The sequence below is a fragment of the Hymenobacter sp. B1770 genome (assembly GCF_049896385.1).
GTDB lineage: Bacteria > Bacteroidota > Bacteroidia > Cytophagales > Hymenobacteraceae > Hymenobacter.
Genome location: NZ_JAFCUF010000003.1, coordinates 225,790 through 250,431 on the forward strand (window position 1 = coordinate 225,790; position 24,642 = coordinate 250,431).

Consider the following 24,642-nt stretch of genomic DNA (forward strand, 5'->3'; position numbering starts at 1 on the left):
AATTTAAAAATACAATTGCTAATGGGGTAACTGATGATTTTTATACCAGCAAACTCAGAAAATCGGGCTTGTCATTCAGGTATTCGTAGGTGAATCCTTCGGCCAGCATGCGGGACTGCATGCCATCAACCTCGCCCGCCTGCTTTTGCTCAATGCCCACAAAAACGGGCCCCTTTTCCTTGTTATTTTTCTTGATGTACTGGAAGTGGATGATGTCGTCTTCGGGCAGCAGCACGCTGTTGACGAAGCGGCGCAAAGCCCCCGGCTGCTGGTCGAACGTGACCATGAAGTAGTGCTTGCGGCCTTGGTAGCGGGTGGCGCGCTCCTTGATGTCCTCCATGCGGGTGATGTCGTTGTTGCTGCCGCTGACCACGCATACCACGTTTTTGCCCTTAATCTGCTCGGCGTATTGATGCAGGGCCGAGATGCAGAGTGTGCCCGCAGGCTCGAGCACTATGCCTTCCTCGTTGTACATCTTCAGCAAGTCGAGGCACACTTGGCCTTCAGGCACCAACACCACGTCGTCGAGCAGCTCGCGGCACAGCTCAAAGGTGAGCGCACCGGGGCATTTCACGGCCGCGCCGTCCACGAAGCTCTCAATCTGACTGAGGGCCTGCCGGTGCCCGGCAGCAATGGACCGCTGCATGGAGGGTGCCCCCAGCGGCTGCACTCCAATCAGCTTGGTGTGCGGGCTCAGCTGCCGAAACACGCTGCCCACGCCAGAGGCCAGCCCACCGCCCCCAATGGCCATAAAGCAGTAATCGATGCGCGTGGTGGCGGCTTTCAGAATTTCCAAGCCCACGGTGGCCTGGCCTTCCACAATGGCCAGGTCATCGAACGGGTGCACAAAGGTGCTGCCCCGCTCGTCGCAGAATTCGCGAGCCGTTTTGAAGGTGTCGTCAAACGTGCGGCCCGTGAGAATGACCTCAACTTGCTCCTGGCCAAACAGGCGCACTTTGTCTACCTTCTGGGCCGGCGTTTGGGCGGGCATGAAGATGTAGCCTTTCAGGCCCAGGAGCTGGCAGGCGTAGGCCACGCCCTGCGCGTGGTTGCCGGCGCTGGCGCATACCACGTTGAGGGCCCCTTCGGCCGCGGTGAGGCCCGCCATCTTGTTGTAGGCGCCCCTGATTTTGTAGGAGCGCACCACCTGCAGGTCCTCACGCTTAAGGTACACCTGGGCCTCGTAAGCCCGGGAGAGGCCTAGGTTCAGGAGCAGCGGCGTTTTGGAGATGACGCCTTTGAGCAGGCGGGCAGCTCGAGCCACGTTTTTCAGGGTGACGATGGGCGGAGCTGCGGTGGCGTTTTCCATGGGTAGGGATTATAATTGGCAAAACCAATGTGTTGTAACCAGCAAAACAGAACGTCATGCTGAGCGCAGTCGAAGCATCTCTACCGCGAAGAGTAAATAGATTACTTGCGCAGTAGGGATGCTTCGACCGCGCTCAGCATGACGTTCTGTTTATTTCAAACTCCCGCTAGCTAAGCGCTTCCACCTTTTCGGCGGCTTTGGAGCGCAGCTGCCGCACGGTGGCGCCGGTTTGCCACAGCTCGGAGTCGCGTACTTCTTTCAGCTCCGCGTCCAGTTCCTGGCGGTAGTTGGGCGTGGTGCCGCGCTGGATGGTGCGGGCAGCTTCCTGGCCCGAAGCCACGCTGTCGTACAGCTCGTTGAGCACCGGCAGGGTGGCTTCGCGGAAGCGGCCTTTCCAGTCGAGAGCACCGCGCTGGGCGGTTACGGAGCAGTTGGCAAACATCCAGTCCATGCCGTTTTCGCCTACCAGCGGCACCAGGCTTTGGGTGAGTTCCTCCACGGTTTCGTTGAAGGCTTCGGAGGGCGAGTGGCCGCGCTGGCGTAGCACCTGGTACTGGGCCTCGATGATGCCGGCCAGGGCGCCCATCAGCACGCCGCGCTCCCCGGTGAGGTCGGAGTAAACTTCCTTTTTAAAGTCGGTTTCGAATAAGTAGCCTGAGCCTACGCCGATGCCCATGGCCACTGCTTTTTCGTAGGCGTGGCCGCTGGCGTCTTGGTACACCGCAAACGAGGAGTTGAGGCCGCCCCCGGCTTGGAACAGCCGCCGCAGGCTGGTGCCGCTGCCCTTGGGGGCCACCAAAATCACGTCCACGTCGGCGGGCGGGATGATGTTGGTTTGGTCGTTGAAGGTGATGCCGAAGCCGTGCGAGAAGTACAGGGTTTTGCCCGCCGTGAGGCGCTCTTTCAGCATGGGCCACAGCGCAATCTGGCCGGCATCGGAGAGCAGGTTGCACACGATGGTGCCGCGCTCGGCCGCTTCTTCCAAGGAAAACAGGGTTTCGCCCTCTACCCAGCCGTCATTGATGGCGCGGTCCCAGGAGGAAGTGCCCTGCCGCTGGCCTACAATTACGTTGAAGCCGTTGTCGCGCATGTTCAACGCCTGGCCCGGGCCCTGCACACCGTAGCCGATAACGGCAATGGTATCGTCCTGTAGCACGGCCAGCGCCTTTTCCAATGGGAATTCCTCGCGGGTAACTACGTTTTCATCGACTCCGCCAAAATTGATTTGTGCCATGGTTAGTGGGGTTTGTAGCGCGGTCGTACCCGGTAGGGACTTTTAGTCCGCGCATGGGTTAAAAAATGTCGTTCGAACGCGGACTAAAAGTCCGCGCTACATCACATCGCAAACACGCCGTCGCGGTCGTTGAGGTATTCGTTTTCGATGACTTCGTCGCCGGGCTCGGCTTCTTCGAATTCATTAAGCTTCAGGTGGAAGCCGTCGCTGGCTTTGATGATGGCAATGCGGGCACTGCGCACAAATTCGATGAGCCCATAGGGTTGAAGCACGCGAATCAGATTGTCGGTTTCCTGGCGGTGACCAGTGGTTTCGAAAACCGTGTAATCCTTGCGAATGACCACGGCTCGGGCCCCATTTTCGCGCAGCAGCCGCTCTACCAAAGCGCGCTCAGCAATGACATCGGTGGGCACTTTGTAGAGCGCCATCTCCTGCCAGATAACCTCGTCGTTGGTGTTGAAATACACTTTCAGCACCTCCACCTGCTTTTCTATCTGCCGAGAGATTTTGCGCACTACTTCCTCCGTCTCGGTGATGACGATATTGAAGCGGTGAATGCCCTCAATCTCCGAGGGCGAGGTATTCAGGCTTTCGATGTTGATTTTACGGCGCGAGAAAATGATGGCAATGCGGTTAAGCAGCCCGATGTGGTTCTCGGTGTAAGCTGTGATGTTGTATTCCTGGCGTTCCATGGGTAGTTTTTTTATAGAGCCCAGCAGCCTGGGGACGACCAGCAGGCCAGAAAATTTGGCGTCATGCTGAGCTTGTCGAAGCATCTCTACCGCTTCGTTGCATTAGGTATTGATTACTCTCGTGGTAGAGATGCTTCGACAAGCTCAGCATGACGTTCAATCAGCATCAGGGGTCAAAAAGACTCCTGCGCTATCGCAGTCGAATCTCACTCACGCTGCACCCTTGGGGCACCATGGGAAAAATGTTTTGTTCCTGCGCCACCATCACTTCTAGCATGAAGGAGCCGGGGTGCGCCAGCATAGCTTGCAGCGCCGGCCGCAGTTCGGCGCGGTCCGATACGCTTTGGCCCTCGATGCGGTAGCCGCGGGCCACGGCCACATAATCGGGGCTTTGGATGTCGACAAAGGAGTAGCGCCGCTCGCTGAACAGCTCCTGCCACTGCCGTACCATGCCCAGAAACTGGTTGTTGAGCACAATAATCTTTACGGCAATGCCGGTTTGCATCAAGGTACCCAGCTCCTGAATCGTCATCTGCACGCCCCCATCACCGATGATGGCGACCACCGTAGATTCCGGCATGCCAAACTTGGCCCCGATGGCAGCCGGCAGCGCGAAGCCCATGGTGCCCAGGCCACCGCTCGTGATGTGGCGGCGCGACTGGTTGAGGCGGGCGTAGCGGCAGGTCACCATCTGGTGCTGGCCCACATCGGTTACCAGAATGGCCTCCCCTGCGGTTAGCTCGTTCAGCTGCTGAATCACCTCGCCCATGGTCAGCTCGACGGAAGTGGGGAACAGCGCTTCGCGGATTACCGCGTCCACCTCTGCATTCTGGAAGGGCACGAAACGCTCGCGCCAGGCCGGGTACGTGCGCGGGGCCACCAAGCGGGTGAGCAACGGCAGGGTCTGCTTGCAGTCGCCCCACACGGGCACGGTAGCGGCCACGTTTTTGTCAATTTCGGTGGGGTCGATGTCGAGGTGAATAACCTGGGCCTGCCGGGCGTACTTGTCGAGGCGGCCGGTCACCCGGTCGTCAAAGCGCATGCCGATGGCAATGAGTACGTCGCACTCGTTGGTGAGCACGTTGGGGCCGTAGTTGCCGTGCATGCCCAGCATACCTACGTTTAACGGATGGTCGGAGGACAACACGCCGGCGCCAAGGATGGTCCAGGCGGCCGGAATACCACTCTTTTCAATAAAGGCCTGAAACTCGCGCTCGGCCCCGCCCAGCACCACGCCCTGCCCCCACAGCACCAGCGGGCGCTGGGCCTGGTTGATGAGCGCGGCGGCCTGCGCCACGGCTTCGGGCCGCACCACGGGCGCGGGCCGGTAGCTTCGAATGTGCGTGCAGGGCTGGTACCCCGCAAACGCAATTTTGTCGAGCTGCGCGTTTTTGGTAATGTCAATCAGCACCGGGCCGGGCCGGCCGCTGCGGGCAATGTAGAACGCCTTGGCCAGAATGTCGGGGATTTCGCTGGCCTCCGTCACCTGGTAATTCCACTTTGTTACGGGCGCCGTGATGTTGATGACGTCGATTTCCTGAAAGGCATCGGAGCCCAGCAAATGCGCAAAAACCTGCCCCGTGATGCACACCAGCGGCGTGCTGTCAATCTGAGCATCGGCCAGGCCCGTCACCAAGTTGGTGGCGCCCGGCCCGCTGGTGGCAAACACCACGCCTACCTTGCCGGAAGCGCGGGCATACCCCTGCCCGGCATGAATGCCGCCCTGCTCGTGCCGCACCAGCACGTGGTTCAGCTGCTCTTTGAAATCATAGAGCGCGTCATAAATGGGCAGAATGGCTCCGCCAGGGTAGCCAAAAATGGTGTCAACACCCTCGGCCAGCAGTCCCCGCAATAGCACCTCAGCCCCGGATACTTCGCGGGTTGTGGCAACTGGGGCATCCAGGAGAGGTAATGCTTGCGTGCTCATGGCTGAAAGGATTAGGAATGAGAATTGACTTTGGGTATGGAGTAGGCTTACCTGTTATGCTGAGCGCAGCGAAGTATCTTATCACGTCAGAGCCAATCGTTCGGCGGGGAGAAGATGCTTCGTGCCTCAGCATGACGGGAGAGGCGGGGGCAACCATATTGCCCCTCTTTGTTTCTGATTTTAACTATCTGTAATGCACCCTGAACTGGCGCTGCCCACCGTGCGCACGTATTTACGCAGCACCCCGCGGGCGGCATTTATTGCGGGCGGCCGCCACTGCTCGCGGCGGGCTTGCAGCACGGCGGCATCCACGCGCACATCAATGGTGTTTTTGCTGGCATCGAGCACAATCCAGTCGCCGTTTTCGACCAGGGCGATGGGGCCACCGTCGTAGGCTTCGGGGCTGACGTGCCCAATAACGAACCCGTGCGTGCCGCCCGAAAAGCGACCATCGGTGAGCAGGGCCACTTTATCGCCTAGGCCGGCGCCCATGATGGCCGAGGTTGGCTTGAGCATTTCGGGCATGCCTGGGCCACCCTTTGGCCCCACGTAGCGGATGACGACGACTTGCCCGGCCTCCACCACACCCTGGGCTAGGCCTTCGTTCACGGCTTCTTCGGAGTCGAACACAATGGCAGGCCCGGCAAACTGCTCGCCTTCCTTGCCTGATATTTTGGCTACTGCGCCTTCCGGGGCCAGGTTGCCGTAGAGAATTTGAATGTGGCCATCGGCTTTCAGCGGGCGCGAGCTGGGATGGAGCAAGTCCTGCTCGGCCCCCAGGGGCTTGATATCGGCTAGGTTTTCGGCCAGGGTGCGGCCGGTTACGGTGAGGGTATCGCCAGTAATAAGGCCTTCCTCCAGCAGGGTTTTCAGCACGGCTGGCACCCCGCCAAGGGCCGACAGGTCTTCCATCAAGTACTTGCCGCTGGGCTTCAAGTCGGCCAGCACCGGCACCCGGTTGCTGATGGCCTGGAAGTCGGCCAACGTGAGCTTCACCCCTGCCGCATCGGCAATGGCGATGAGATGAATGACGGCGTTGGTTGAACCGCCAAGCACGGTGGTTACCACCATGGCATTCTCGAAGGCTTCGCGCACCAGAATGTCTCGGGGTTTGATGTCCCGCTCCAACAGCCGGCGCAGGTACTGCCCGGTGTCGAGGCATTCCTGCATTTTGGAGGCGCTTACGGCCGTCGACGATGATGAGAAAGGCACCGTCATGCCCAGCGTTTCGATGGCCGCGGCCATAGTATTAGCGGTGTACATGCCGCCGCAGGCGCCCGGCCCGGGGCAGGCATTGTTGATGATGCCGCGGTAGTCTTCGTTGGAAAGCTGGCCGCGCAGCTTCTGACCGTAGGCCTCGAAGCACGACACAATGTTCAGCTGCTGTCCCTTGAAAGTGCCGCCCTTGATGGTGCCGCCATAAACCATAAGCGCCGGGCGGTTGAGCCGGGCCATGGCCATGAGCGCGCCGGGCATGTTTTTGTCGCAGCCCACCACGCAGGCCAGGGCATCGTAGTTGTGCGCCCCGGCCATGGCTTCGATGGAATCGGCGATGATTTCGCGCGACACCAGCGAGTAGCGCATGCCCGGCGTGCCGTTCGTGATTCCGTCGCTCACCCCGATGGTGTTGAAGCGCAAGCCCACTAGGCCCTGCGCGGCCAGGCCCCGCTTCACCTCGTTGGCCAAGCCGTCGAGGTGCATGTTGCAGGTGTTGCCCTCAAAGCCGGTGGAGCACACGCCCACGAACGGCTTGCGCAGGTCGTCCTCCGACAAGCCCGCTCCAATGAGCATGGCTTGCGAGGCCGGCAGGCTGTCGTCCTGGGTGTAGATGCGGCTGTATTTATTGAGGACCATGAGTTGAGATTTCAGAACGCCGCCCGTCTGTTATGCAGAGCGCAGCGAAGCATTTCTACTGCTTTGTTGAGCAGATTGAGTTTGAGTAGATTGAGTTACAATTGAGGTAAATATGCTTTGCTGAGCTCTGCATGACAGCCTCAATTTTGACTTATCAAATGCCTTAAAGCGAAGCTTCCACGGCCTCCTTCTGGCCGGTTACCAGGGCACTGTAACTGGCGGCTAGCTGAGCCCCTAGCGTTTGCTCAAAAGGGGTGTCGAACACGACGTCGTCAACCGACGCCACGCCGATTACCTCGGCGGCAGTGCCTGTCATGAAAGCGCCAGTGGCCCCGCGCAGCTCTTCAGGTCTGAAGAACCTTTCCGTCACCGTAATCCCAGCCTCGCGGGCTAAGTCGATGATGGTGTTGCGGGTGATGCCGCGCAGAATGCTGCCGCCCGGTGCGGTGAACAGCTCGCCATCTTTCTCCACGAAGAAGTTGGCCCCGGGGCCTTCAGCCACGTAGCCGTTCATGTCCAGGAGCAAGGCTTCGTCGAAGCCGCGACCTTTGGCTTCGGAACTGGCAATGATAGAGTTGGCGTAATGGCCCGATACTTTGGCCTCGATGGGCACTGCTTTGGGGTTAGGCCGTTCGTAGGGCGAGATGGTGAGGCGCAGGCTTTGGCTACCCAGGTACTTGCCCCAGTGCCACACGGCCATCAGCAGGTTGCCGGAGGCGGGCGTGGTGAGGGTCATGTGGGGCGTGGCGGCGAAAGCCAGCGGCCGGATGTAGGCATCCGACAGGTTGTTTTTGGCAAGCAGGTCGTAGCTGATTTCGGTTAGCTCTTCCACCGAATAATTGAGCGGCAGGCCAATGGCCCGGCAGGAATAATGCAGCCGCTCGTAGTGCTCGCGGGCCTTGAAAATGCGGGTACCCTGCGGCGTGCTGTAAGCTCGGATTCCTTCAAACACGGCGTAGCCGTAGTGCAGCGATTGGGCATAGGCGCCACAGGTAGCCTGCTCGGCGGGGATGAACTCCCCGTCCAGATAGACCAGGGTACTGTTGTCGAAATACATGGGGAAGAAAGTTGATTACGGAAGAAAAAACCGCAAAAAAGCCTTTCTGAGCACAGGGCTGAGAAAGGCTGGTTTGCTAGCAGGCAAAACGGCGCTTTCAGCCCTACGGCTGCTTGATAATGACTAGAAAAATGGGCAGAAAAGAAGGGCTCATCAGGGGTCAACTATTGTGCGGCCTGAAACCGCAGTGTTTGTTCGTGCTTAGCTTGCGCCAAGTGGAGCGCCAAGCTGAGCAAAAAGTTATTTAGTTTTTTGTCAGCCTGTTAATGGTCACAATTTTAGAGTAATTGAAAGGCGCGCAAAAATTTATTTTAGGCGGACTTACTATTTCCAAGAAGGAATTTCATAATCATAATTCGCTACTGGACAGAGCGTAACACAATTGTCCTTTACAATGCCAAACGAAAGCAGCGACCCGGTTTTTCAATTGATAAAGTCGTTGACGCGCTCCGAAAAGCGTCACTTCCGCCTGTTTGCCAACCGGCAGGGCTCGACGGATGGGTTGAAGTTTCTGCAGCTGTTCGACGCCCTGGATGCCGCCGTGCATTACGACGACGAGCGGGTACTGGCGCAGTGTCCGGCCATTAAAAAGGTGCAACTCGCCAACCTCAAGGCCAACCTTTACCGGCAGCTGCTGGCCAGTCTGCGCATGTACCACGCCGGCCAGAACCTCGACATTCAGCTGCACGAGCAACTCGACTACGCCCGCGTGCTTTACAACCGCGGTCTCTACCAGCAGAGCCTGCGCATGCTGGAACGCGTGAAACTTGCGGCCCAGCAGGCCGGTGTGGGCCACATTGCCCTGCAAGCGCTCGATTTTGAGAAGCTCATCGAGGCCCAGTACATCACGCGCAGCCTGCAGGGCCGGGCCGAAGACTTGTCAGCCGAGGCCCTGACGCTGGTGGAGCACGTCAGCCAGCAGCACATGCTGTCCAGTTTGGCGCTGCGCATGTATGGGTTCTACCTGCAAATTGGCCACTCCCGCAACCAGGAAGACTACGACCGCCTCACCACGTTTTTCCGCTCGGCGTTGAAGCACGTGGACATGTCGAACCCCGATTTTTTTGAGGAGCTCTATTACTACCAGGCCCACGTGTGGTACCACACCATCACGCAGAATTTCGCGGCCTGCTACCGCTACGCACAGAAATGGGTTGACCTGTTTGAGCGCAACCCCAGCATGCGCGACCAGCAAACCATGCTCTACCTCAAGGGCTTGCACAACCTCCTGATATCAACCTACAACCTACTGTACTACAGGAAGTTCATAGCAGTATTGAACACCCTGGAGGCCTTCGCCGCCGACCCCGAGCGCCGCTCAAACCCCAACATTGAGGTGCTGCTGTTCCTCTACATCTACACCAACCGTATAAACGCCTCCTTCATGCAGGGGCGTTTCACCGAGGGCCTCGCCATTGTGCCGCCGCTGCTGGCCAACCTCAGCCAATATCAGCAGCAGCTCGACCCGCACCGCCTCATGGTGTTCTACTACAAAATTGCCAGCCTCTACTTTGGCAGCGGCGACTTCAACAAGGCCATTGAGTACCTGACCAAGATTATTCAGTTTAAGGACAGTGCTTTACGCGAAGACATTCAGTGCTTTGCCCGCATCCTGAATTTGATTGCGCACTACGAAGCTGGCCGCGACGAAAGCCTGGAATATCAAATCAAATCGGTGTACCGCTTCCTGGGCAAGATGAACGACCAGCAGCAAATGCAAGTCGCCATCTTCCGATTTCTCCGCTCCTTGGGCGACATGAACCCGCAGGAGCTGAAAACGGCCTTTATTCAGCTAAAAATCCAGCTCACCGAAATTGCTGCCAACCCCTTTGAACGGCGGCCCTTCATGTACCTCGATATCATTTCGTGGCTGGAAAGCAAGATTGAAAACCGGCCGGTGCAGGAGATTATGCAGCGCAAGTTTGCGCTGCTGAGGTAGGCTTCACCGTCGACAAACATCTCTAAGCAGGGGCGACTCGGGATAGCAGACGAGCTGGGCAGTAGCGCGACCGTGCCCGGCAGGGACTCTGTAGCTCGCGTCTTCTCGCCGTTTGCAAATCGTTCGGGGACGCGAGCTACAGCCCTGCCGGGCACGGTCGCGCTACAGTGAAACGGTGGCGAAGCGGTTATCAGGTTGTCGTATAAGCTATTTGATATTGTACACAATCAGACTGTAAAATTCTTATTACCTGATGATTATTTCGCCGCCTCCCGTACTGGAAATAGTAATTATTGACAAAATAAAAATTCACTGCCCTTGTGGAGCGAGGAAATTGCGAATCATCGTCAGCTAGTGCCTACTACAGTCAGTTCAGGCAAAGCCTAATGACTGCAGGGCTAGCCTGATGGATTCTTTAAGCATTTACTATTCGCAATGCAATCCACCGACAATGCCGAAGGCTTGTACCGCCCCGAATTTGAGCATGATGCCTGTGGTACTGGATTTATAACCTACCTCAACGGCCGCAAAACACACAGCATCATCGGCGACGCGCTGACGATGCTGGAAAACATGGAGCACCGCGGCGCCTGCGGCTGCGATTCCGATTCCGGCGATGGCGCCGGCCTGATGCTGCAGGTTCCGCACTGGTTTTTTCTGGAAGAGTGCACGGCCCTGAACATCCGCCTGCCCGAACCGGGCTGCTACGGCGTGGGCATGGTATTCCTACCCAAAGACGAAACCGCTCAAGCCGCTTGCCGGGACAGTATTTCGGCTGGTGCCGAGCAACTTGGCATGCCCCTGCTCGGCTTCCGGCCCGTGCCGGTGAACCCGCAAGGCATTGGCCCCACCGCGCTGGCCGCTGAGCCCCTCATGGAGCAGGTGTTTGTGGGCCGCCCGGCTGGCATTGCGCAGCCCGACGACTTTGAGCGCAAGCTCTACGTGCTGCGGCGCTTCATTGAGAAGACTGTGGCCGAAACGGTGTCGGGTGCCGAAGACTTCTACTTTACGTCGTTTTCCTGCAAAGTCATCGTCTACAAGGGCCAGCTGACCACCTACCAGGTGCGCGGCTACTTCCCCGACCTCAGCGACAAGCGGGTGACGTCGGCCTTTGGCATGGTGCACTCGCGGTTTTCCACCAACACCTTCCCGAGTTGGAAGCTGGCTCAGCCCTTCCGGCTACTTGCCCACAACGGCGAAATCAACACGCTGCGCGGCAATTTGAACTGGTTTTATGCCGGCCTGCGCAACTACGTGTCGCCTTATTTCTCCTCGGAGGAAATGGACATGCTGCTGCCCGTCATCGACAGCCGGCAATCGGACTCGGCCTGCCTCGACAACATCGTGGAAATCCTGCTGCACTCGGGCCGCTCGCTGCCCCACGTGATGATGATGCTGGTGCCCGAGGCCTGGGACGGCAACACCCAGATGGACCCACTAAAAAAGGCCTTTTACGAGTTCCACGCCACGTTTATGGAGCCCTGGGACGGCCCCGCTGCCCTGCTCTTCACCGATGGCAAAATGATTGGCGCCATGCTGGACCGCAACGGCCTGCGCCCCCTGCGCTACGTGGAAACCAGCGACGGCCGCGTGCTGGTGGCGTCCGAAGCGGGCGTGCTTACCATCGACCAAAGCACGGTGGTGCAGAAAGGCCGCCTGCAGCCCGGCAAAATGCTGCTGGTCGACACCGTGGCCGGCCGCATCATTGCCGATGCGGAGCTGAAAGCCCAAGCCGCCGGTAGGCAACCCTACGGCGACTGGCTGAACGAATACCAGATTCAGCTGGAAGAATTGCCCGAGCCGCGCCAGGTTTTCACCGACCTGGCCGCCGACTCCGTGTTCAAATACCACCAGGTATTCGGCTATACCCGCGAGGACATTGACACCATCATCACGCCCATGGCGCTGGAAGGCAAGGAGCCCATCGGCTCCATGGGTGTGGACGTGCCGTTGGCCGTGCTCTCTGACCAGCCCCAACACCTGAGCAGCTACTTCAAGCAGTTTTTTGCCCAGGTCACCAACCCGCCCATCGACCCTATTCGCGAGCGGCTGGTGATGAGCCTGGCCACGTTTCTGGGCAACAACGGCAACATTCTCGACGAGGACAAGCACCACTGCCACTGCGTGGCACTGCGGCAGCCCATTCTGAGCAACCACGAGTTGGAGAAGCTGCGCAGCATCGACACGGGCATGTTCAATGCCAAGACGTTGCAAGCGTATTTCCGGGCCGACGGACAGCCGGGCTCCCTCGAAAACGGCCTGGCCCGCCTCTGCCGCTACGCCGAGGACGCCGTGGTCGACGGGTTTGAAGTGCTGATTTTGTCGGACCGCGCCGTGGACTCCGAGCACGCGCCTATTCCGTCGCTGCTCGCGGTATCGGCCGTGCATCACCACCTCATCAAGCTGGGCTACCGGGGCTCGGTGGGTTTGGTGGTGGAAGCTGGCGACGTGTGGGAAGTGCACCACTTTGCCTGTCTGCTGTCGTTTGGAGCCACGGCCATCAACCCCTACCTCGCGCTGGCCACCATCCGGACCAGGCAGGAAGCCGGGCAATTCCCGGTGGAGCAAGACTTCTCCAAGCTAACTTACAACTACGTCAAGGCGGTGTGCGACGGCTTGCTGAAGATTTTCTCGAAGATGGGAATCTCCACGCTGCAGTCTTACCATGGCGCCCAAGTGTTCGAAATACTGGGTATCAACCAGGCTGTGGTGGACGCTTATTTCTGCGGGGCCGTGACGCGTATCGGCGGCCTGGGCCTAGATGAAATAGCCCGCGAAACGCTCTACAAGCACTTCCAGGGTTTCAAAACAACTACTCCCGAGGAGCAAACCCTGCTGCCCGAAGGCGGCGTGTATGCCTGGCGCCGCCGCGGCGAGGTGCACACTTTCAACCCCGAAACGGTGCACCTGCTGCAGCTGGCCACGCGCACCAACAACTACGCTACTTACCAGCGCTACGCCCGCCTAATCAACGAGCAGCCAGAGCGGCATTTTACCCTGCGCGGCCTCCTCGATTTTGCCCACCACCGCGAGGCCATTGCCCTGGAGGAAGTGGAGCCGGCTGAGGGCATTATGAAGCGCTTTGCCACGGGGGCCATGTCGTTTGGCTCGATTTCGCACGAGGCGCACAGCACCCTGGCCATTGCCATGAACCGCATTGGCGGCAAGAGCAACACCGGCGAGGGCGGCGAAGACCCGCTGCGGTATGAGAAAATGGCCAACGGCGATTCCATGCGCTCGGCCATCAAGCAAGTGGCTTCGGCCCGCTTCGGCGTGACGGCCCACTACCTCACCAATGCCGACGAGCTGCAAATCAAGATGGCCCAGGGCGCCAAGCCCGGCGAAGGGGGTCAGCTGCCCGGCCATAAAGTCGACGAGTGGATTGCCAAAGTGCGCCACGCCACGCCCGGCGTCGGCCTGATTTCGCCCCCGCCCCACCACGACATCTACTCCATCGAAGACCTGGCGCAGCTGATTTTCGACCTGAAAAATGCCAACCGCGCCGCCCGCATCAACGTGAAGCTCGTGAGCAAGGCGGGGGTAGGCACCATTGCAGCCGGCGTGGCCAAGGCGCACGCCGACGTTATCCTCATTGCCGGCTACGATGGTGGCACCGGGGCCTCCCCCATCAGCTCCATCAAGCACGCCGGCCTGCCCTGGGAGCTGGGCTTGGCCGAAGCCCACCAAACCTTGGTGCGCAACCAGCTCCGCAGCCGCGTGGTGCTGCAAGCCGACGGCCAGCTCAAAACCGGCCGCGACCTGGCCATTGCCGCGCTGCTGGGTGCGGAAGAATGGGGCGTGGCCACGGCCGCGCTGGTGGCAGGTGGCTGCATCATGATGCGCAAATGTCACCTCAACACCTGCCCCGTGGGCGTGGCCACGCAAGACCCCGAGCTCCGCAAGCTCTTCACGGGCCAGCCCGAGCATATCGTAAACCTGTTTCGCTTCCTGGCCGAAGAGCTGCGCGAAATCATGGCCGAGCTGGGATTTCGCACCATCAACGAAATGGTGGGCCGGCCCGAGTTCCTGAAGGTGCGCGAAGGCCTGACCCACTGGAAAGCGCGCCACCTGGATTTGTCAGGCATCCTGCATCCGGCCGCGAACATTTCGGGCGGCACGCTTTACAATAGCGAATCGCAGGACCACGGCCTGACTCATATTCTGGACTGGCAACTGCTTGAGCAGGCCCAGCCGGCGTTGAATGAGCGGATTCCAGTCTTCGCGTCCTTCGACGTGCACAACACCGACCGGACCATCGGCACGCTGCTATCCAATGAGATTGCGAAGCGCTACCACGCGGCCGGTCTACCCGAGAATACCATCAACTACAGCTTCAAGGGCTCGGCGGGGCAAAGCTTTGGTGCCTTCAGCGTTCGGGGTCTGTCTTTCTCTCTGGAAGGCGAAGCCAACGACTACGTGGGCAAAGGACTCTCGGGGGCGCAGCTGGCCATTTTCCCAGCGGCCGAAGCCCGGTTTGTCCCGGAGCAGAACATCATCATCGGCAACGTAGCGCTGTATGGGGCTACCTCCGGCGAGTTGTTTGTGCGCGGGCAGGCCGGCGAACGGTTTGCGGTGCGCAACTCCGGCGCCACGGCCGTAGTCGAAGGCGTGGGCGACCATGGCTGCGAGTACATGACGGGCGGTCGGGCGCTCATTCTGGGTCGCACAGGCCGCAACTTCGCAGCAGGCATGAGCGGCGGCATTGCTTGGGTGTACGACCCCGACGGCGTGCTGCCCCAAAACTGCAACCCCGAAATGGTGGAGCTCGACCCCCTCGAAACCGAGGACGAACACCAGATTCAGGCGCTGCTACGGAAGCACGTGCACCTCACCGGCAGCCAGGTAGCCACGTTCCTGCTAGCGAATTGGAGCGAGGAAGCCGGGCGGTTTGTGAAGGTGTTTCCAAGTGAATACAAGAAGGTGCTGCAGAAGGCGCAGTATGCCACGGCAGGGTAAACCAACTTCATAAGCCGCTTGTCATGCTGAGCTTGCGAAGCATCTTATCAGAACTGAACAAGTCGTTGTGACCTGATAAGATGCTTCGCAAGCTCAGCATGACAGACGCCTCAGCAAGGCGGATAATACAAGCATAATACATATCAGACAGTTAGCCTTTTGACGAGCAGACTTATTACCATGGGTAAAATTACCGGTTTCAAAGAATTTGAGCGGGAGCTGCCACCCAAAGCGGCTCCTCAGGAGCGCCTCTCGCATAGCCGCGAATTTGTAGGTGCATATTCCGAGCCGCAGCTTAACCAGCAGGCGGCTCGGTGCATGGACTGTGGCATTCCGTTTTGCCATTCGGGCTGTCCGCTGGGCAACATCATTCCCGAGTTCAACGACGCGGTATACCAGCAGGATTGGGAAGATGCGTACCGCATTCTGTCATCAACCAACAATTTCCCGGAATTCACGGGGCGCATTTGTCCGGCGCCGTGCGAGTCGGCGTGCGTGCTGGGCATCCACAACTCGCCGGTAGCCATTGAGGAAATCGAGAAGCACATCATCGAAACGGCGTTTGCCAAAGGCTACGTGCGCCCAAGCGCACCCCTACTGAAGTCGGGCAAGACCGTAGCAGTGGTAGGTTCGGGCCCGGCGGGCCTGGCAGCCGCAGCACAGCTGGCTAAGGCGGGGCATTCCGTCACGGTATTTGAACGCCACGACCGCCCCGGCGGGCTGCTGCGCTACGGCATCCCCGATTTCAAGCTGGACAAGTGGGTAATTGACCGCCGCCTGCAGGTGATGGAAGACGATGGCGTGGTGTTCCGCTGCAACACTGAAATCGGCCGCGACATATCGGGCGCCGAGCTCACCAGCACCTTCGATGCCGTGGTGCTGGCCGGGGGCGCCAGTATTCCGCGCGACCTGAACGTGCCGGGCCGCGACCTGCCCGGCATTCACTTCGCCATGGACTACCTCACCCAGCACAACCGGCGCGTGGGCGAACTGGAGGTGTTCGAGGAGCCCATTCTGGCCCACGGCCAGGACGTGGTGGTCATCGGCGGCGGCGACACCGGCTCCGACTGCGTAGGCACGGCCAACCGCCAGGGCGCGGCCTCGGTCACGCAGTTTGAGCTGCTGGCCCAGCCGCCCAAGCAGCGCACCGAGCACATGCCCTGGCCCAACTATCCCATGGTGCTCAAAGTAACTTCCTCGCACGAGGAGGGCTGCCAGCGCTACTGGGGCGTAAACACCAAGGCATTCCTCCCCGATGAGCAAGGCAACCTGCGCGCCCTGCTCGTGAGCGAAGTGACCTGGGAAACCGACATCATGGGCCGGCCCATGCGTTTCGAGGAAGTGCCCAACTCCGAGCGCGAAATCCCCTGCCAGCGCGTGCTGCTGGCCATGGGCTTCACAGGGCCCCGCACTACCGGTCTGCTAACCGAACTGGGCGTGGAGCTGGACGAGCGCAGCAACGTGCGCGCCACCGAAAAAGACTACCAAACCAGCCTGCCCAATGTATTTGCGGCCGGCGACATGCGCCGCGGGCAGTCGCTGGTGGTGTGGGCCATTTCAGAAGGTCGCGAAGCGGCGCGGCAGGTCGACAAGTTTTTGACCGGGAAGACCGCCCTGCCCAGCAAGAATGCGGTGGGAATGTTTACGTAAAAGAAGTAGCGCGACCGTGCCCGGCAGGGACTCTGCAGTTCGCGCTACAGTACTTAGAGCCTATCCCAATAGGCTCGAAAAAAGAACGGTCATGCTGAGCTGGTCGAAGCATCTCTACCGCGCAAGTAATCCCATCATAGGAGTTAGTTACGCGGTAGAGATGCTTCGACCAGCTCAGCATGACCGCCTTTTAGGATAGGCTCTTAACCTCAATACATTCGGTTCGCCCCCGCCACTATATACAGCGGGTCTTCTTCAATATTCACATCGATAAGCGCGCTGGCATTACCCAGCAGCTTGCGGCAGTCGGGGCTGAGGTGACGCAGGTGCAGAGTTTTGCCGGCGCGTTGGTAGCGCTCGGTAAGCTTGTGCAGCGCGTCGATGGCCGACATATCGGCCACCCGGCTTTCGCGGAAGTCGATGATGACTTCGGCCGGGTCGGTGGCTACGTCGAACTTCTCGCCGAAGGCCTGCACCGAGCCGAAGAAGAGGGGCCCATATATTTCGTAGTGCTTCACACCGGCCGCATCCACGTGGTGGCGGGCGCGGATGCGCTTGGCGTTTTCCCAGGCAAAGGCCAGCGCCGACACAATGACGCCCAGCAGCACGGCCAGCGCGAGGTTCTGCGAAACGGCCGTGACGACCGTTACGAGCAGCATCACCAGCACGTCGGTGAGGGGCATGCGGCGCAGGATGCGCAGGCTGGCCCACTCAAACGTGCCGATGACAACCATGAACATCACACCCACCAGCGCGGCTAGCGGCAGCCGCTCAATTACGGGCGCGCCCACTACCACAAACAGGGCCAGCGCCACGGCAGCCACCACGCCCGACAGCCGCCCGCGGCCCCGCGATTCAAGGTTGACCATGGTCTGGCCAATCATGGCGCAGCCGCCCATGCCGCCAAACAGGCCGGAGGTGACGTTGGCCAAGCCCTGGGCCACGCAGTCCTGGTTGCCCCGGCCGCGGGTATCAGTCATTTCATCGACTACGGTGAGGGTGAGAAGGCTTTCGGTGAGGCCCACCAGAGCCATGATGAAGGCGTAGGGTAGCACCAGCACGAAGGTGTCCCAGTTGAGCGGCACCTGCGGCAGGTGGAAAGAGGGCAGCCCGCCCGCAATAGAAGCAATGTCACCCACCGCCTTAGTTTGCAGTCCGCCAAAAATCACCAGTGCCGACACCACCACAATGGCCACCAGCGAGGCAGGCACCGCCTTCGTGAGCCGCGGCAGGAAGTACACAATGGCCATGGTAAGGGCTACCAGGCCCATCATCAGCAGCAGTGCCGTGCCCGTGAGCCAGTGCTCGTCTCCGGCTGCATCGCGCACCTTGAACTGCTCGAGCTGCGCCATAAAGATGATAACGGCCAGCCCGTTCACAAATCCGTATACCACCGGCTGCGGCACAAGCCGAATGAACTTACCCAGCCGCAACAGCCCGATGGCAACCTGAATCAGGCCCATGAGCACCACGGCGGCAAACAGGTACTCGACCCCGTGCTGCACTACCAAACTCACAATTACCACGGCCACTGACCCCGCCGCCCCGGAAATCATGCCCGGCCTACCACCGAACACACTTGTAATTAAACATATGATAAATGCCGACCCGATGCCCACCAATGGGCTGATATGGGCCAGCAGCGCGAAGGCTACCACCTCCGGCACCAGGGCCAGGGCGGTGGTGAGCCCGGCCAGAATTTCGTTTTTAGGATTGAACTTGTATTGGGTGAGATAAGCAGAAACAGCAAACATCAATAACGGAGAAAAAGGCAAAAGAAAAGCCGCACGCTTCCGGTGGGAAGCGGCGGCACCACGTTTTTGGGCCAGTTCTCAGGGCGGGGTGAGCTTGAAAATAGCGGGGAGAGGGAAGGTTTCCACAAAGGTAAGCCCTACGCCGCGGGGTTGGCCCCTACCCTATCGCCTTCTGCACCCAGGGCTTCAGCCCTGGCACCTTGGCCAGGCTCACGGCCGCGTTCACCAGCCAGGGCTTGGTGCTCAGGAAGCGCATGAGGCGGTAGCTTTTGGCCAGCTTCTTCCCAATCTTGTTCGCCACTTGTGCATCGTAGCCAGCAATGTGAGCGGCGCTGAAATCCTGGCTGGCAAAACAGGCCGCCGCTTGCACTGCCGCCAGCATGCCGCTTTGAATGGCCGTATCGATTCCGTGGCCCTGCAGGGGGTCGATGAGCGAGGCTGCATCGCCGCAGAGCATGAACCGCTCGCCGCTGATGGGCCGCACGCGCCCGCCGCCCAGTGGCAGGCCAAAGCCCACCGTGGGACCCAGTTGCCGGGCTTCGGCGAAGCGGCCGGCCAGGGCGGGATGCGTAGTGAGCAGGCGCTGCAACTGCTGCTTAAGGTCGACTTTGTGCTCGGCTACTACTTCGGCCAGCATGCCCAGGCCCACATTGTAGCGGCCCTGTCCCACGGGAAACAGCCAGCAGTAGCCGGCCAGATAATCGCGGGTGAGGAAAAACTCGGTGGTGCCGCTTTCGGCACCTTTTATGTTCTCGAAGTAAGCCCGCACGCCCACGCAGTGGTGAGCCCGGGCCAGCCGGGGCTCGGGCAGCAGCTTGCGGCCGACGGCAGAGTTGGCGCCGTCGCAGCCGATGACTAACTGGCAGCTGATTTCGGGGCCAGCTGCGGGTTGTAGCCGAACGTGGTCGGCTTCGATATGAAGGCTTTTCAGGCTGGTATTTTCGACGATAGTAGTGCCGGGGGCGTAGGAGCGCACCAGCGCCAGCAGGGCATCATCGAAGCTTTCGCGGGGGCAGTTGAAGCTGGGCAGCTTCCACTGCAGGTCGAGGCTGCCACCGTTTGGAGCCACGAGGCGGGACTGGCGCACGGCGTCGAGCGGCTGAAGGTGCCAGAGGCTGTCGGCAAAGGCGGGGTCGAGCTGGCGCAGGGCCTTGAGGGCGTGGCCGGGAATGGCATCGCCGCATACCTTGTCTCTCGGGAACTGGGCCTTGTCGAGCAGGACCACGCGCAGGCCGCTCTGGCGCAAACCCAGGGCGCAGGCTGTCCCGGCCGGGCCCGCGCCGATGATGGCAACGTCGTAGTCGAATTGAGAGAGAGTGGGCACGGCTTCAAAGGTAGTGGGCGGCACCCCTCCGAGGGAAATATTGCACTAATCCCACCACATCCAAACAAAAACACCTTCTGCTGGATACTATGGGCGCAGCGTCTAATTAAACCAGCAACTTGCGAAACCCTTGAGCAACTGCAACGGTACACCTCAACGATGGTTGCTGAGTAAGCGGCACTTTTTGCCCGTCGAGGCCTCCCTTTTCATTGCTACGTCCCCCGCCTCATACTTTGAGTTCAACCCCAACTCCCCTTATTCCGGCCTACGATGCCGCCCGACTGCAGGAACTGGAGCGCTACAAGCTGCTGGATGCCAGCAGCGAAAAGGTACTGGACGATGTGGTTGCCGCGGCCGCCCGGCTATTCCGGGTTTCCAACGCCATGCTTTCCATAGTGCAGGAAAAAGAAGTACTGATTAAAGCCCCCTACAACCTGCCGGTGCCCATCGAGCGCATACCGCGCGACCAAAGCCTGTGCTCAGCCACTATTCTGCAGAACGACACCGCGGTGTTTGAGGATTTAAATCAGGATGATGTGCCGGGCATCGACATTTCGCTTATTCAGCAGCTGGGCCTGCGGTTTTATGCCGGCCACAACCTGCGCACCGCCGAGGGCCATAACATTGGCACGCTCTGCCTGTACGACGGCCCACCCCGGCAATTTTCGCCCGTCGAGCGCAAGTTGCTCGGCACGTTTGCCGGGCTGGTGATGCGCTTACTTGAGCTGCGCCGCATCTTGGGGGCCCACGCTGGCTCCACGGCCATGCTCTGGACGTTTATCTACAAAGCCATTGGCGAGCAGCTGGCCCGCCTCACTGCCCTGGCCGAGCGTGCGGCTCCTACCCCACAGGCGCCTCTTTCCTCCGCCATTGCCAAGGAAGCCGGCGACATTGTTGGCATCATCGACCAGTTTGTAGCCGCTACCTTGCGCCGCACTTAATTCCGGGCTGGCAGAGGCGCCTTACTTTTGCGGCGTTTCTGTGTTAGTAGCATTATGGTTGACAATAACAAGGTGAAAACGCTGGCGCTGCTAGGCTCCACGGGCTCCATCGGCACGCAGGCGCTGGAAGTGGTGCGGCAGCAGCCGGGCCGGTTTCGGGTGGCAGTGCTCAGCGCCCAGCGGCAGTGGGAGCTGCTGGCGCAGCAGGCGCAGCAGTTTCGGCCCGCGGTGGTCGTGATTGGCGACGAAAGCTTTTACCAGCCGCTGAAAGCGGCCCTAGCCCAGCAGCCTGAAACGGAAGTGGTAGCCGGCCCCGCCGCGCTGGCCGAAGTGGTGACGCGCCCCGAAATCGACATTGTGCTCACGGCCTTGGTGGGTTACGCGGGGCTATTGCCCACGGTGGCCGCCATTCGGGCTGGCAAAGACATTGCCCTCGCCAACAAGGAAACCCTGGTGGTGGCCGGCGAACTGATTACCGGCCTCGTGCGCCAGCACAAGGTGCGTCTGCTGCCCGTCGACTCTGAGCACTCGGCCATTTTCCAGTGCTTGGTGGGCGAAGAGCAGAACCCCATCGAGAAAATCATCCTCACGGCCTCCGGTGGCCCATTCCGCGGCCGCACGGCCCAGCAGATGGAAACCGTGACCAAGGCCCAGGCCCTCAAGCACCCCAACTGGGACATGGGCGCCAAAATCACCATCGACTCCGCCTCCCTCATGAACAAGGGCCTGGAAGTGATTGAAGCCAAGTGGTTGTTCGGCCTCAGCAACGAGCAGGTCGATGTGGTGGTGCACCCGCAAAGCATTGTGCACTCGCTGGTACAGTTCCAGGACGGCTCGCTGAAAGCTCAGCTCGGCCTGCCCGACATGAAGCTGCCCATCCAATACGCCCTGGGCTACCCGCAGCGGCTAGCCAACACCTTCCCGCGCTTTTCCTTCCTCGACTACCCCACCCTCACCTTCGAAGCACCCGACCGAGCTGCTTTCCCTAACTTGGAGCTGGCTTTTGGGGCCATGCGGCGGGGCGGCAACGCCCCCTGCGTGCTCAATGCCGCCAACGAAGTGGCAGTGGCTGCTTTCCTGCGCGAGCAAGTAGGATTCCGGCAAATGTCGGACCTGGTGGCGGGGTGCCTGGCACGGGTTTCGTACCTTGCAGAGCCGTTGCTGGCCGACTTGGTAGCTACCGATGCGGAAACGCGCCGCGTGGCTGAAACGCTACTGTAAAAACTTTTGTCCTGCTAACGAAGGAAGCATCTTATCACGGCTACTTTCGTCAGACCATTTAACCTTAGGGGCGCCAGCGTGATAAGACTCTTCGCAGCGCTCAGAATGACAAATCCCTCCCTTGGAAATCTTAACCATGATTGGCCAGCTGCTGCTGGCGCTGTCGCTACTTGTTGGCTTGCACGAATTCGGCCATTTTGCCTTCGCAAAGCTTTTTAAAATTCGGGTCGATAAATTTTACATCTTCTTCGACTTTCTGTTTCCAATGCCCAATGTGGCAAATTTTGCGCTTGTCAAAAAGAAGATTGGCGAGACAGAATACGGCATCGGCTGGTTCCCGCTGGGTGGCTACGTCCAGATTCACGGCATGATAGACGAGACGCAGGACGCCTCTGCCCTGGCCGGCCCACCCAAGGATGATGAGTTCCGCGGCAAGCCCGCTTGGCAGCGCCTGCTGGTGATGCTCGGCGGCATTATCATGAACGTCATTACCGGCATCGTGATTTTCGCGGCCATGACGTTTCACTACGGCGACGTGTTTCTGCCGGCTTCGGAGGCACGCTACGGCATTCTGCCGAACGGCCTGGGCCGGGAAATTGGCTTCCGCACCGGCGACAAGATTGTAAAAATCAACGGCCGGCCCTTCACCGAGTTCGACGACGTGTACAAGCCCGATGTCATCATGGGCAACAACTCGTTCTACACCGTGGACCGCGGCGGGGAGTTGGTTGACATCAACATTCCGAGCAACTTCCTCGACAAATTTGCCAAGCAAAGCGCCGACAGCCTACTGGTGCGCCCCCGCGAAACCTTTGCCGTGGAGCGCGTGGTGCCCGGCGGGGCCGCGGCCAAAGCGGGCCTGATAGCCGGCGACAAAATCACGACCGTAGGCGGCCAGCCCGTGCAGTTCTTCGATGAACTGCAAGCCGCGCTGCTAGCCAACAAAGGCAAGAAAACCGAGGTAATCGTAGAGCGCAACGGCGAAACCATCCCCCTGGCCATCGAGGTGAGCGAGTCGGGACGCATTGGTTTCGAGCGCAAGTCCACGCTGAAGCTGGGCACGCGGAGCTACACCCTGGCCCAGGCCATTCCGCAGGGCGTGGAAAAGGCCTTTGGGGTAATTGGCCTGCAGGCCCGGGCTTTCGGCAAAATCTTCCGCCGCGAAATCTCCGCCTCGGAGAGCCTCGGTGGGCCCGTTGAGATTGCCCAGCAGTTTGGGGGCACCTGGGAGTGGCAGCATTTTTGGGGCCTGGCCGCGGGCCTGAGCATGGTGCTCGCCTTCATGAACCTGCTGCCCATTCCAGCCCTCGATGGCGGCCACGTGGTGTTCCTGCTCTACGAGATGATTCTGCGTCGCAAGCCGTCCGACAAGTTCTTGGAAGGCGCCCAGCGCGTGGGCACCATGCTGATTCTGGCCCTGATGGCCTATGTCATCATCCTCAAGCCCCTGCTGAAAGCCATTTCCTAAGTGCTGCAATTGTAAATTGGTGGGTTAGTGAATTGATTTCGGGCCTCAAGGGTCTTACAATTCACTAACCCACCAATTTCATTTATCCCCTCCCCCAGCCATGCGCTTGCTTTCCGTTTTTGCGGTTTTGCTCTTGCTGCTTCCTTTAACGGGGGCCGCCCCGGTCTTCCACGCCTATCACTCCTCGCTGACGGAACTGCGTTACAACGCCGCCAAAAAGCAGCTAGAGCTATCGGTGAAGGTGTTTACGGACGATTTTGAGAAGGCGCTTTCCGAAGGCCAGCCCACGCCGGTGAGCCTGAGCGCCCCGGGGCCGCGCCCGCTGGTGCTAGCCGCAGCATACTTGCAGCGCACCCTCAAGTTCAGCACTGCCGCCGGGGCGCCGCTGCCGTTGCAGCTATTGGGCATGCAGGCTGAGAACGACGGCTACTGGCTGTATTGCAAAGTGCCGCTCCCCGGTCCCGTACCCAGCGTGCAGCTACGTCAGGGCCTGCTGCTCGATGTATTCAGCGACCAGATGAACATCGTGAACATCGAAGCCGGCGACAAAAAGCAGAGCGTCCTTTTCCGCGCCGGCCACGAGCAGGAGCTGCTAACCTGGTAGCAGCGCAGTAGTACAAAACGAGCCGTTGCAGCCCACGCCTACGCTACGAAATGGCCCCGCGCATAAACTGGCAGAACGGCACCATGGCCCGGAAAACCTCCAGCACGTGCGCCTGGAAATCTTCGTGGCTGAGCACATCGGCATCCGGCATCTGGTGGGCGGCTACGAAGCTTTTGTGCTTAAGCAATTCAATATCCGGGTGTTCGACGGGGTAGCTGGCAGGCGACTTTTTAAGCTTGTCACCAACCATATTCCCGAAGTAGCGCCGGAAACCGGGCGCGGCGAGCAGGGCTTTCAGCTCGTCGGCGTTGTAATCGATTTCCTGGCGGATGGCGGCCAGTTGATTTTTATCGGGATGATATAGGCCGCCGGCTATCATGGTGCTGCCATTGGGACCGAGCTGCAGGTAATAGCCCGGCGCGTCGACTTCCTTGCTGCTGCTGGCGGTGAAATACACCGAAAAGTGCGTTTTGTAGGGGTCCTTGTTTTTGCTGAAACGCACGTCGCGGTAGATGCGGAAAATGCTGGTACGGCCCTCAGGCCCGGCCAACACGGGGTCGAGCTTGGCCAGTTCCCGGGCCAGAAATTCTGCATCTTCCACGAACTGAGCACGCAGCCCGTCGTAGGTGGCTTTGCGCTCCTGAAACCAATGCCGGTCGTTGTGTTTGGCTAGGCCAGTAAGGAAAGTGAAGAGGGGTTTAAGCTGCATGAA

The 24,642-nt window shown here is 59.8% G+C and carries 16 protein-coding genes; 7 read left to right on the forward strand and 9 right to left on the reverse strand.

The genetic code is table 11. The features are described from left to right. Positions 1-40: 40 nt before the first annotated feature. From ilvA to ACP7AJ_RS07830, 6 genes are all read right to left on the reverse strand, one after another. Positions 41-1,309 (reverse strand): threonine ammonia-lyase IlvA, encoded by a 1,269-nt coding sequence (ilvA, locus tag ACP7AJ_RS07805; RefSeq protein ID WP_426059628.1) that lies wholly within the window; start codon positions 1,307-1,309, stop codon positions 41-43. A gap of 166 nt (positions 1,310-1,475) precedes the next feature. Beyond that, a complete protein-coding gene (gene ilvC / locus ACP7AJ_RS07810) occupies positions 1,476-2,543 on the reverse strand; it encodes a ketol-acid reductoisomerase (RefSeq protein ID WP_426059629.1) in 1,068 nt (355 codons plus the stop codon). 101 nt (positions 2,544-2,644) lie between these two features. Further along, complete coding sequence (ilvN, locus tag ACP7AJ_RS07815) at positions 2,645-3,235, reverse strand: acetolactate synthase small subunit (RefSeq protein ID WP_426059630.1); 591 nt, start codon at positions 3,233-3,235, stop codon at positions 2,645-2,647. Between the two features lie 190 nt (positions 3,236-3,425). Then, a complete protein-coding gene (gene ilvB / locus ACP7AJ_RS07820; protein ID WP_426059631.1) occupies positions 3,426-5,162 on the reverse strand; it encodes a biosynthetic-type acetolactate synthase large subunit in 1,737 nt (578 codons plus the stop codon). A gap of 180 nt (positions 5,163-5,342) precedes the next feature. Then, complete coding sequence (gene ilvD, locus ACP7AJ_RS07825; protein WP_426059632.1) at positions 5,343-7,016, reverse strand: dihydroxy-acid dehydratase; 1,674 nt, start codon at positions 7,014-7,016, stop codon at positions 5,343-5,345. 163 nt (positions 7,017-7,179) lie between these two features. After that, positions 7,180-8,073, reverse strand: a complete 894-nt coding sequence (locus ACP7AJ_RS07830) for a branched-chain amino acid transaminase (RefSeq protein ID WP_426059633.1) — start codon at positions 8,071-8,073, stop codon at positions 7,180-7,182. A 394-nt stretch (positions 8,074-8,467) separates the two neighbouring features. On the opposite strand from ACP7AJ_RS07830, the gene ACP7AJ_RS07835 reads away from it, so the two are divergent. The 3 genes from ACP7AJ_RS07835 (at position 8,468) to ACP7AJ_RS07845 (ending at position 16,618) form a co-directional block, all read left to right on the forward strand. Next, complete coding sequence (locus tag ACP7AJ_RS07835) at positions 8,468-10,012, forward strand: hypothetical protein (RefSeq protein ID WP_426059634.1); 1,545 nt, start codon at positions 8,468-8,470, stop codon at positions 10,010-10,012. Between the two features lie 435 nt (positions 10,013-10,447). After that, positions 10,448-14,968, forward strand: a complete 4,521-nt coding sequence (gene gltB, locus ACP7AJ_RS07840) for a glutamate synthase large subunit (protein ID WP_426059635.1) — start codon at positions 10,448-10,450, stop codon at positions 14,966-14,968. 180 nt (positions 14,969-15,148) lie between these two features. Beyond that, entirely contained in the window at positions 15,149-16,618 is a 1,470-nt protein-coding gene (locus tag ACP7AJ_RS07845; RefSeq protein WP_426059636.1) for a glutamate synthase subunit beta, read from the forward strand. A 209-nt stretch (positions 16,619-16,827) separates the two neighbouring features. Here ACP7AJ_RS07845 and ACP7AJ_RS07850 read toward each other — a convergent pair whose 3' ends face one another. Both ACP7AJ_RS07850 and ACP7AJ_RS07855 read right to left on the reverse strand, forming a co-directional pair. Beyond that, positions 16,828-18,372: a SulP family inorganic anion transporter gene (locus tag ACP7AJ_RS07850; RefSeq protein ID WP_426059637.1), complete on the reverse strand. Its 1,545-nt coding sequence runs from the start codon at positions 18,370-18,372 to the stop codon at positions 16,828-16,830. Positions 18,373-18,529: 157 nt separating this feature from the next. Continuing rightward, positions 18,530-19,696 (reverse strand): NAD(P)/FAD-dependent oxidoreductase, encoded by a 1,167-nt coding sequence (locus ACP7AJ_RS07855; protein ID WP_426059638.1) that lies wholly within the window; start codon positions 19,694-19,696, stop codon positions 18,530-18,532. A 233-nt stretch (positions 19,697-19,929) separates the two neighbouring features. On the opposite strand from ACP7AJ_RS07855, the gene ACP7AJ_RS07860 reads away from it, so the two are divergent. The 4 genes from ACP7AJ_RS07860 (at position 19,930) to ACP7AJ_RS07875 (ending at position 23,930) form a co-directional block, all read left to right on the forward strand. Beyond that, positions 19,930-20,637: a GAF domain-containing protein gene (locus ACP7AJ_RS07860; protein WP_426059639.1), complete on the forward strand. Its 708-nt coding sequence runs from the start codon at positions 19,930-19,932 to the stop codon at positions 20,635-20,637. Positions 20,638-20,691: 54 nt separating this feature from the next. Further along, entirely contained in the window at positions 20,692-21,858 is a 1,167-nt protein-coding gene (locus ACP7AJ_RS07865) for a 1-deoxy-D-xylulose-5-phosphate reductoisomerase (protein WP_426059640.1), read from the forward strand. A 121-nt stretch (positions 21,859-21,979) separates the two neighbouring features. Continuing rightward, on the forward strand, positions 21,980-23,326 hold the full coding sequence (gene rseP / locus ACP7AJ_RS07870; RefSeq protein ID WP_426059641.1) for an RIP metalloprotease RseP: 1,347 nt from the start codon (positions 21,980-21,982) through the stop codon (positions 23,324-23,326). 133 nt (positions 23,327-23,459) lie between these two features. Beyond that, on the forward strand, positions 23,460-23,930 hold the full coding sequence (locus ACP7AJ_RS07875) for a DUF6702 family protein (RefSeq protein WP_426059642.1): 471 nt from the start codon (positions 23,460-23,462) through the stop codon (positions 23,928-23,930). 43 nt (positions 23,931-23,973) lie between these two features. Here ACP7AJ_RS07875 and ACP7AJ_RS07880 read toward each other — a convergent pair whose 3' ends face one another. Next, positions 23,974-24,639: a DUF2461 domain-containing protein gene (locus ACP7AJ_RS07880; protein ID WP_426059643.1), complete on the reverse strand. Its 666-nt coding sequence runs from the start codon at positions 24,637-24,639 to the stop codon at positions 23,974-23,976. Positions 24,640-24,642 lie beyond the last annotated feature (3 nt).

Excerpts from the sequence above, each read along its gene's own strand:
- ilvA (WP_426059628.1), bottom strand. The coding sequence starts at position 1,309 with ATGGAAAACGCCACCGCAGCTCCGCCCATCGTCACCCTGAAAAACGTG.
- ilvN (WP_426059630.1), bottom strand. The coding sequence starts at position 3,235 with ATGGAACGCCAGGAATACAACATCACAGCTTACACCGAGAACCACATC.
- ACP7AJ_RS07835 (WP_426059634.1), top strand. The coding sequence starts at position 8,468 with ATGCCAAACGAAAGCAGCGACCCGGTTTTTCAATTGATAAAGTCGTTG.
- ACP7AJ_RS07830 (WP_426059633.1), bottom strand. The coding sequence starts at position 8,073 with ATGTATTTCGACAACAGTACCCTGGTCTATCTGGACGGGGAGTTCATC.
- ilvB (WP_426059631.1), bottom strand. The coding sequence starts at position 5,162 with ATGAGCACGCAAGCATTACCTCTCCTGGATGCCCCAGTTGCCACAACC.
- ACP7AJ_RS07880 (WP_426059643.1), bottom strand. The coding sequence starts at position 24,639 with ATGCAGCTTAAACCCCTCTTCACTTTCCTTACTGGCCTAGCCAAACAC.
- gltB (WP_426059635.1), top strand. The coding sequence starts at position 10,448 with ATGCAATCCACCGACAATGCCGAAGGCTTGTACCGCCCCGAATTTGAG.
- ACP7AJ_RS07850 (WP_426059637.1), bottom strand. The coding sequence starts at position 18,372 with ATGTTTGCTGTTTCTGCTTATCTCACCCAATACAAGTTCAATCCTAAA.
- ilvC (WP_426059629.1), bottom strand. The coding sequence starts at position 2,543 with ATGGCACAAATCAATTTTGGCGGAGTCGATGAAAACGTAGTTACCCGC.
- ilvD (WP_426059632.1), bottom strand. The coding sequence starts at position 7,016 with ATGGTCCTCAATAAATACAGCCGCATCTACACCCAGGACGACAGCCTG.
- ACP7AJ_RS07865 (WP_426059640.1), top strand. The coding sequence starts at position 20,692 with ATGGTTGACAATAACAAGGTGAAAACGCTGGCGCTGCTAGGCTCCACG.
- ACP7AJ_RS07845 (WP_426059636.1), top strand. The coding sequence starts at position 15,149 with ATGGGTAAAATTACCGGTTTCAAAGAATTTGAGCGGGAGCTGCCACCC.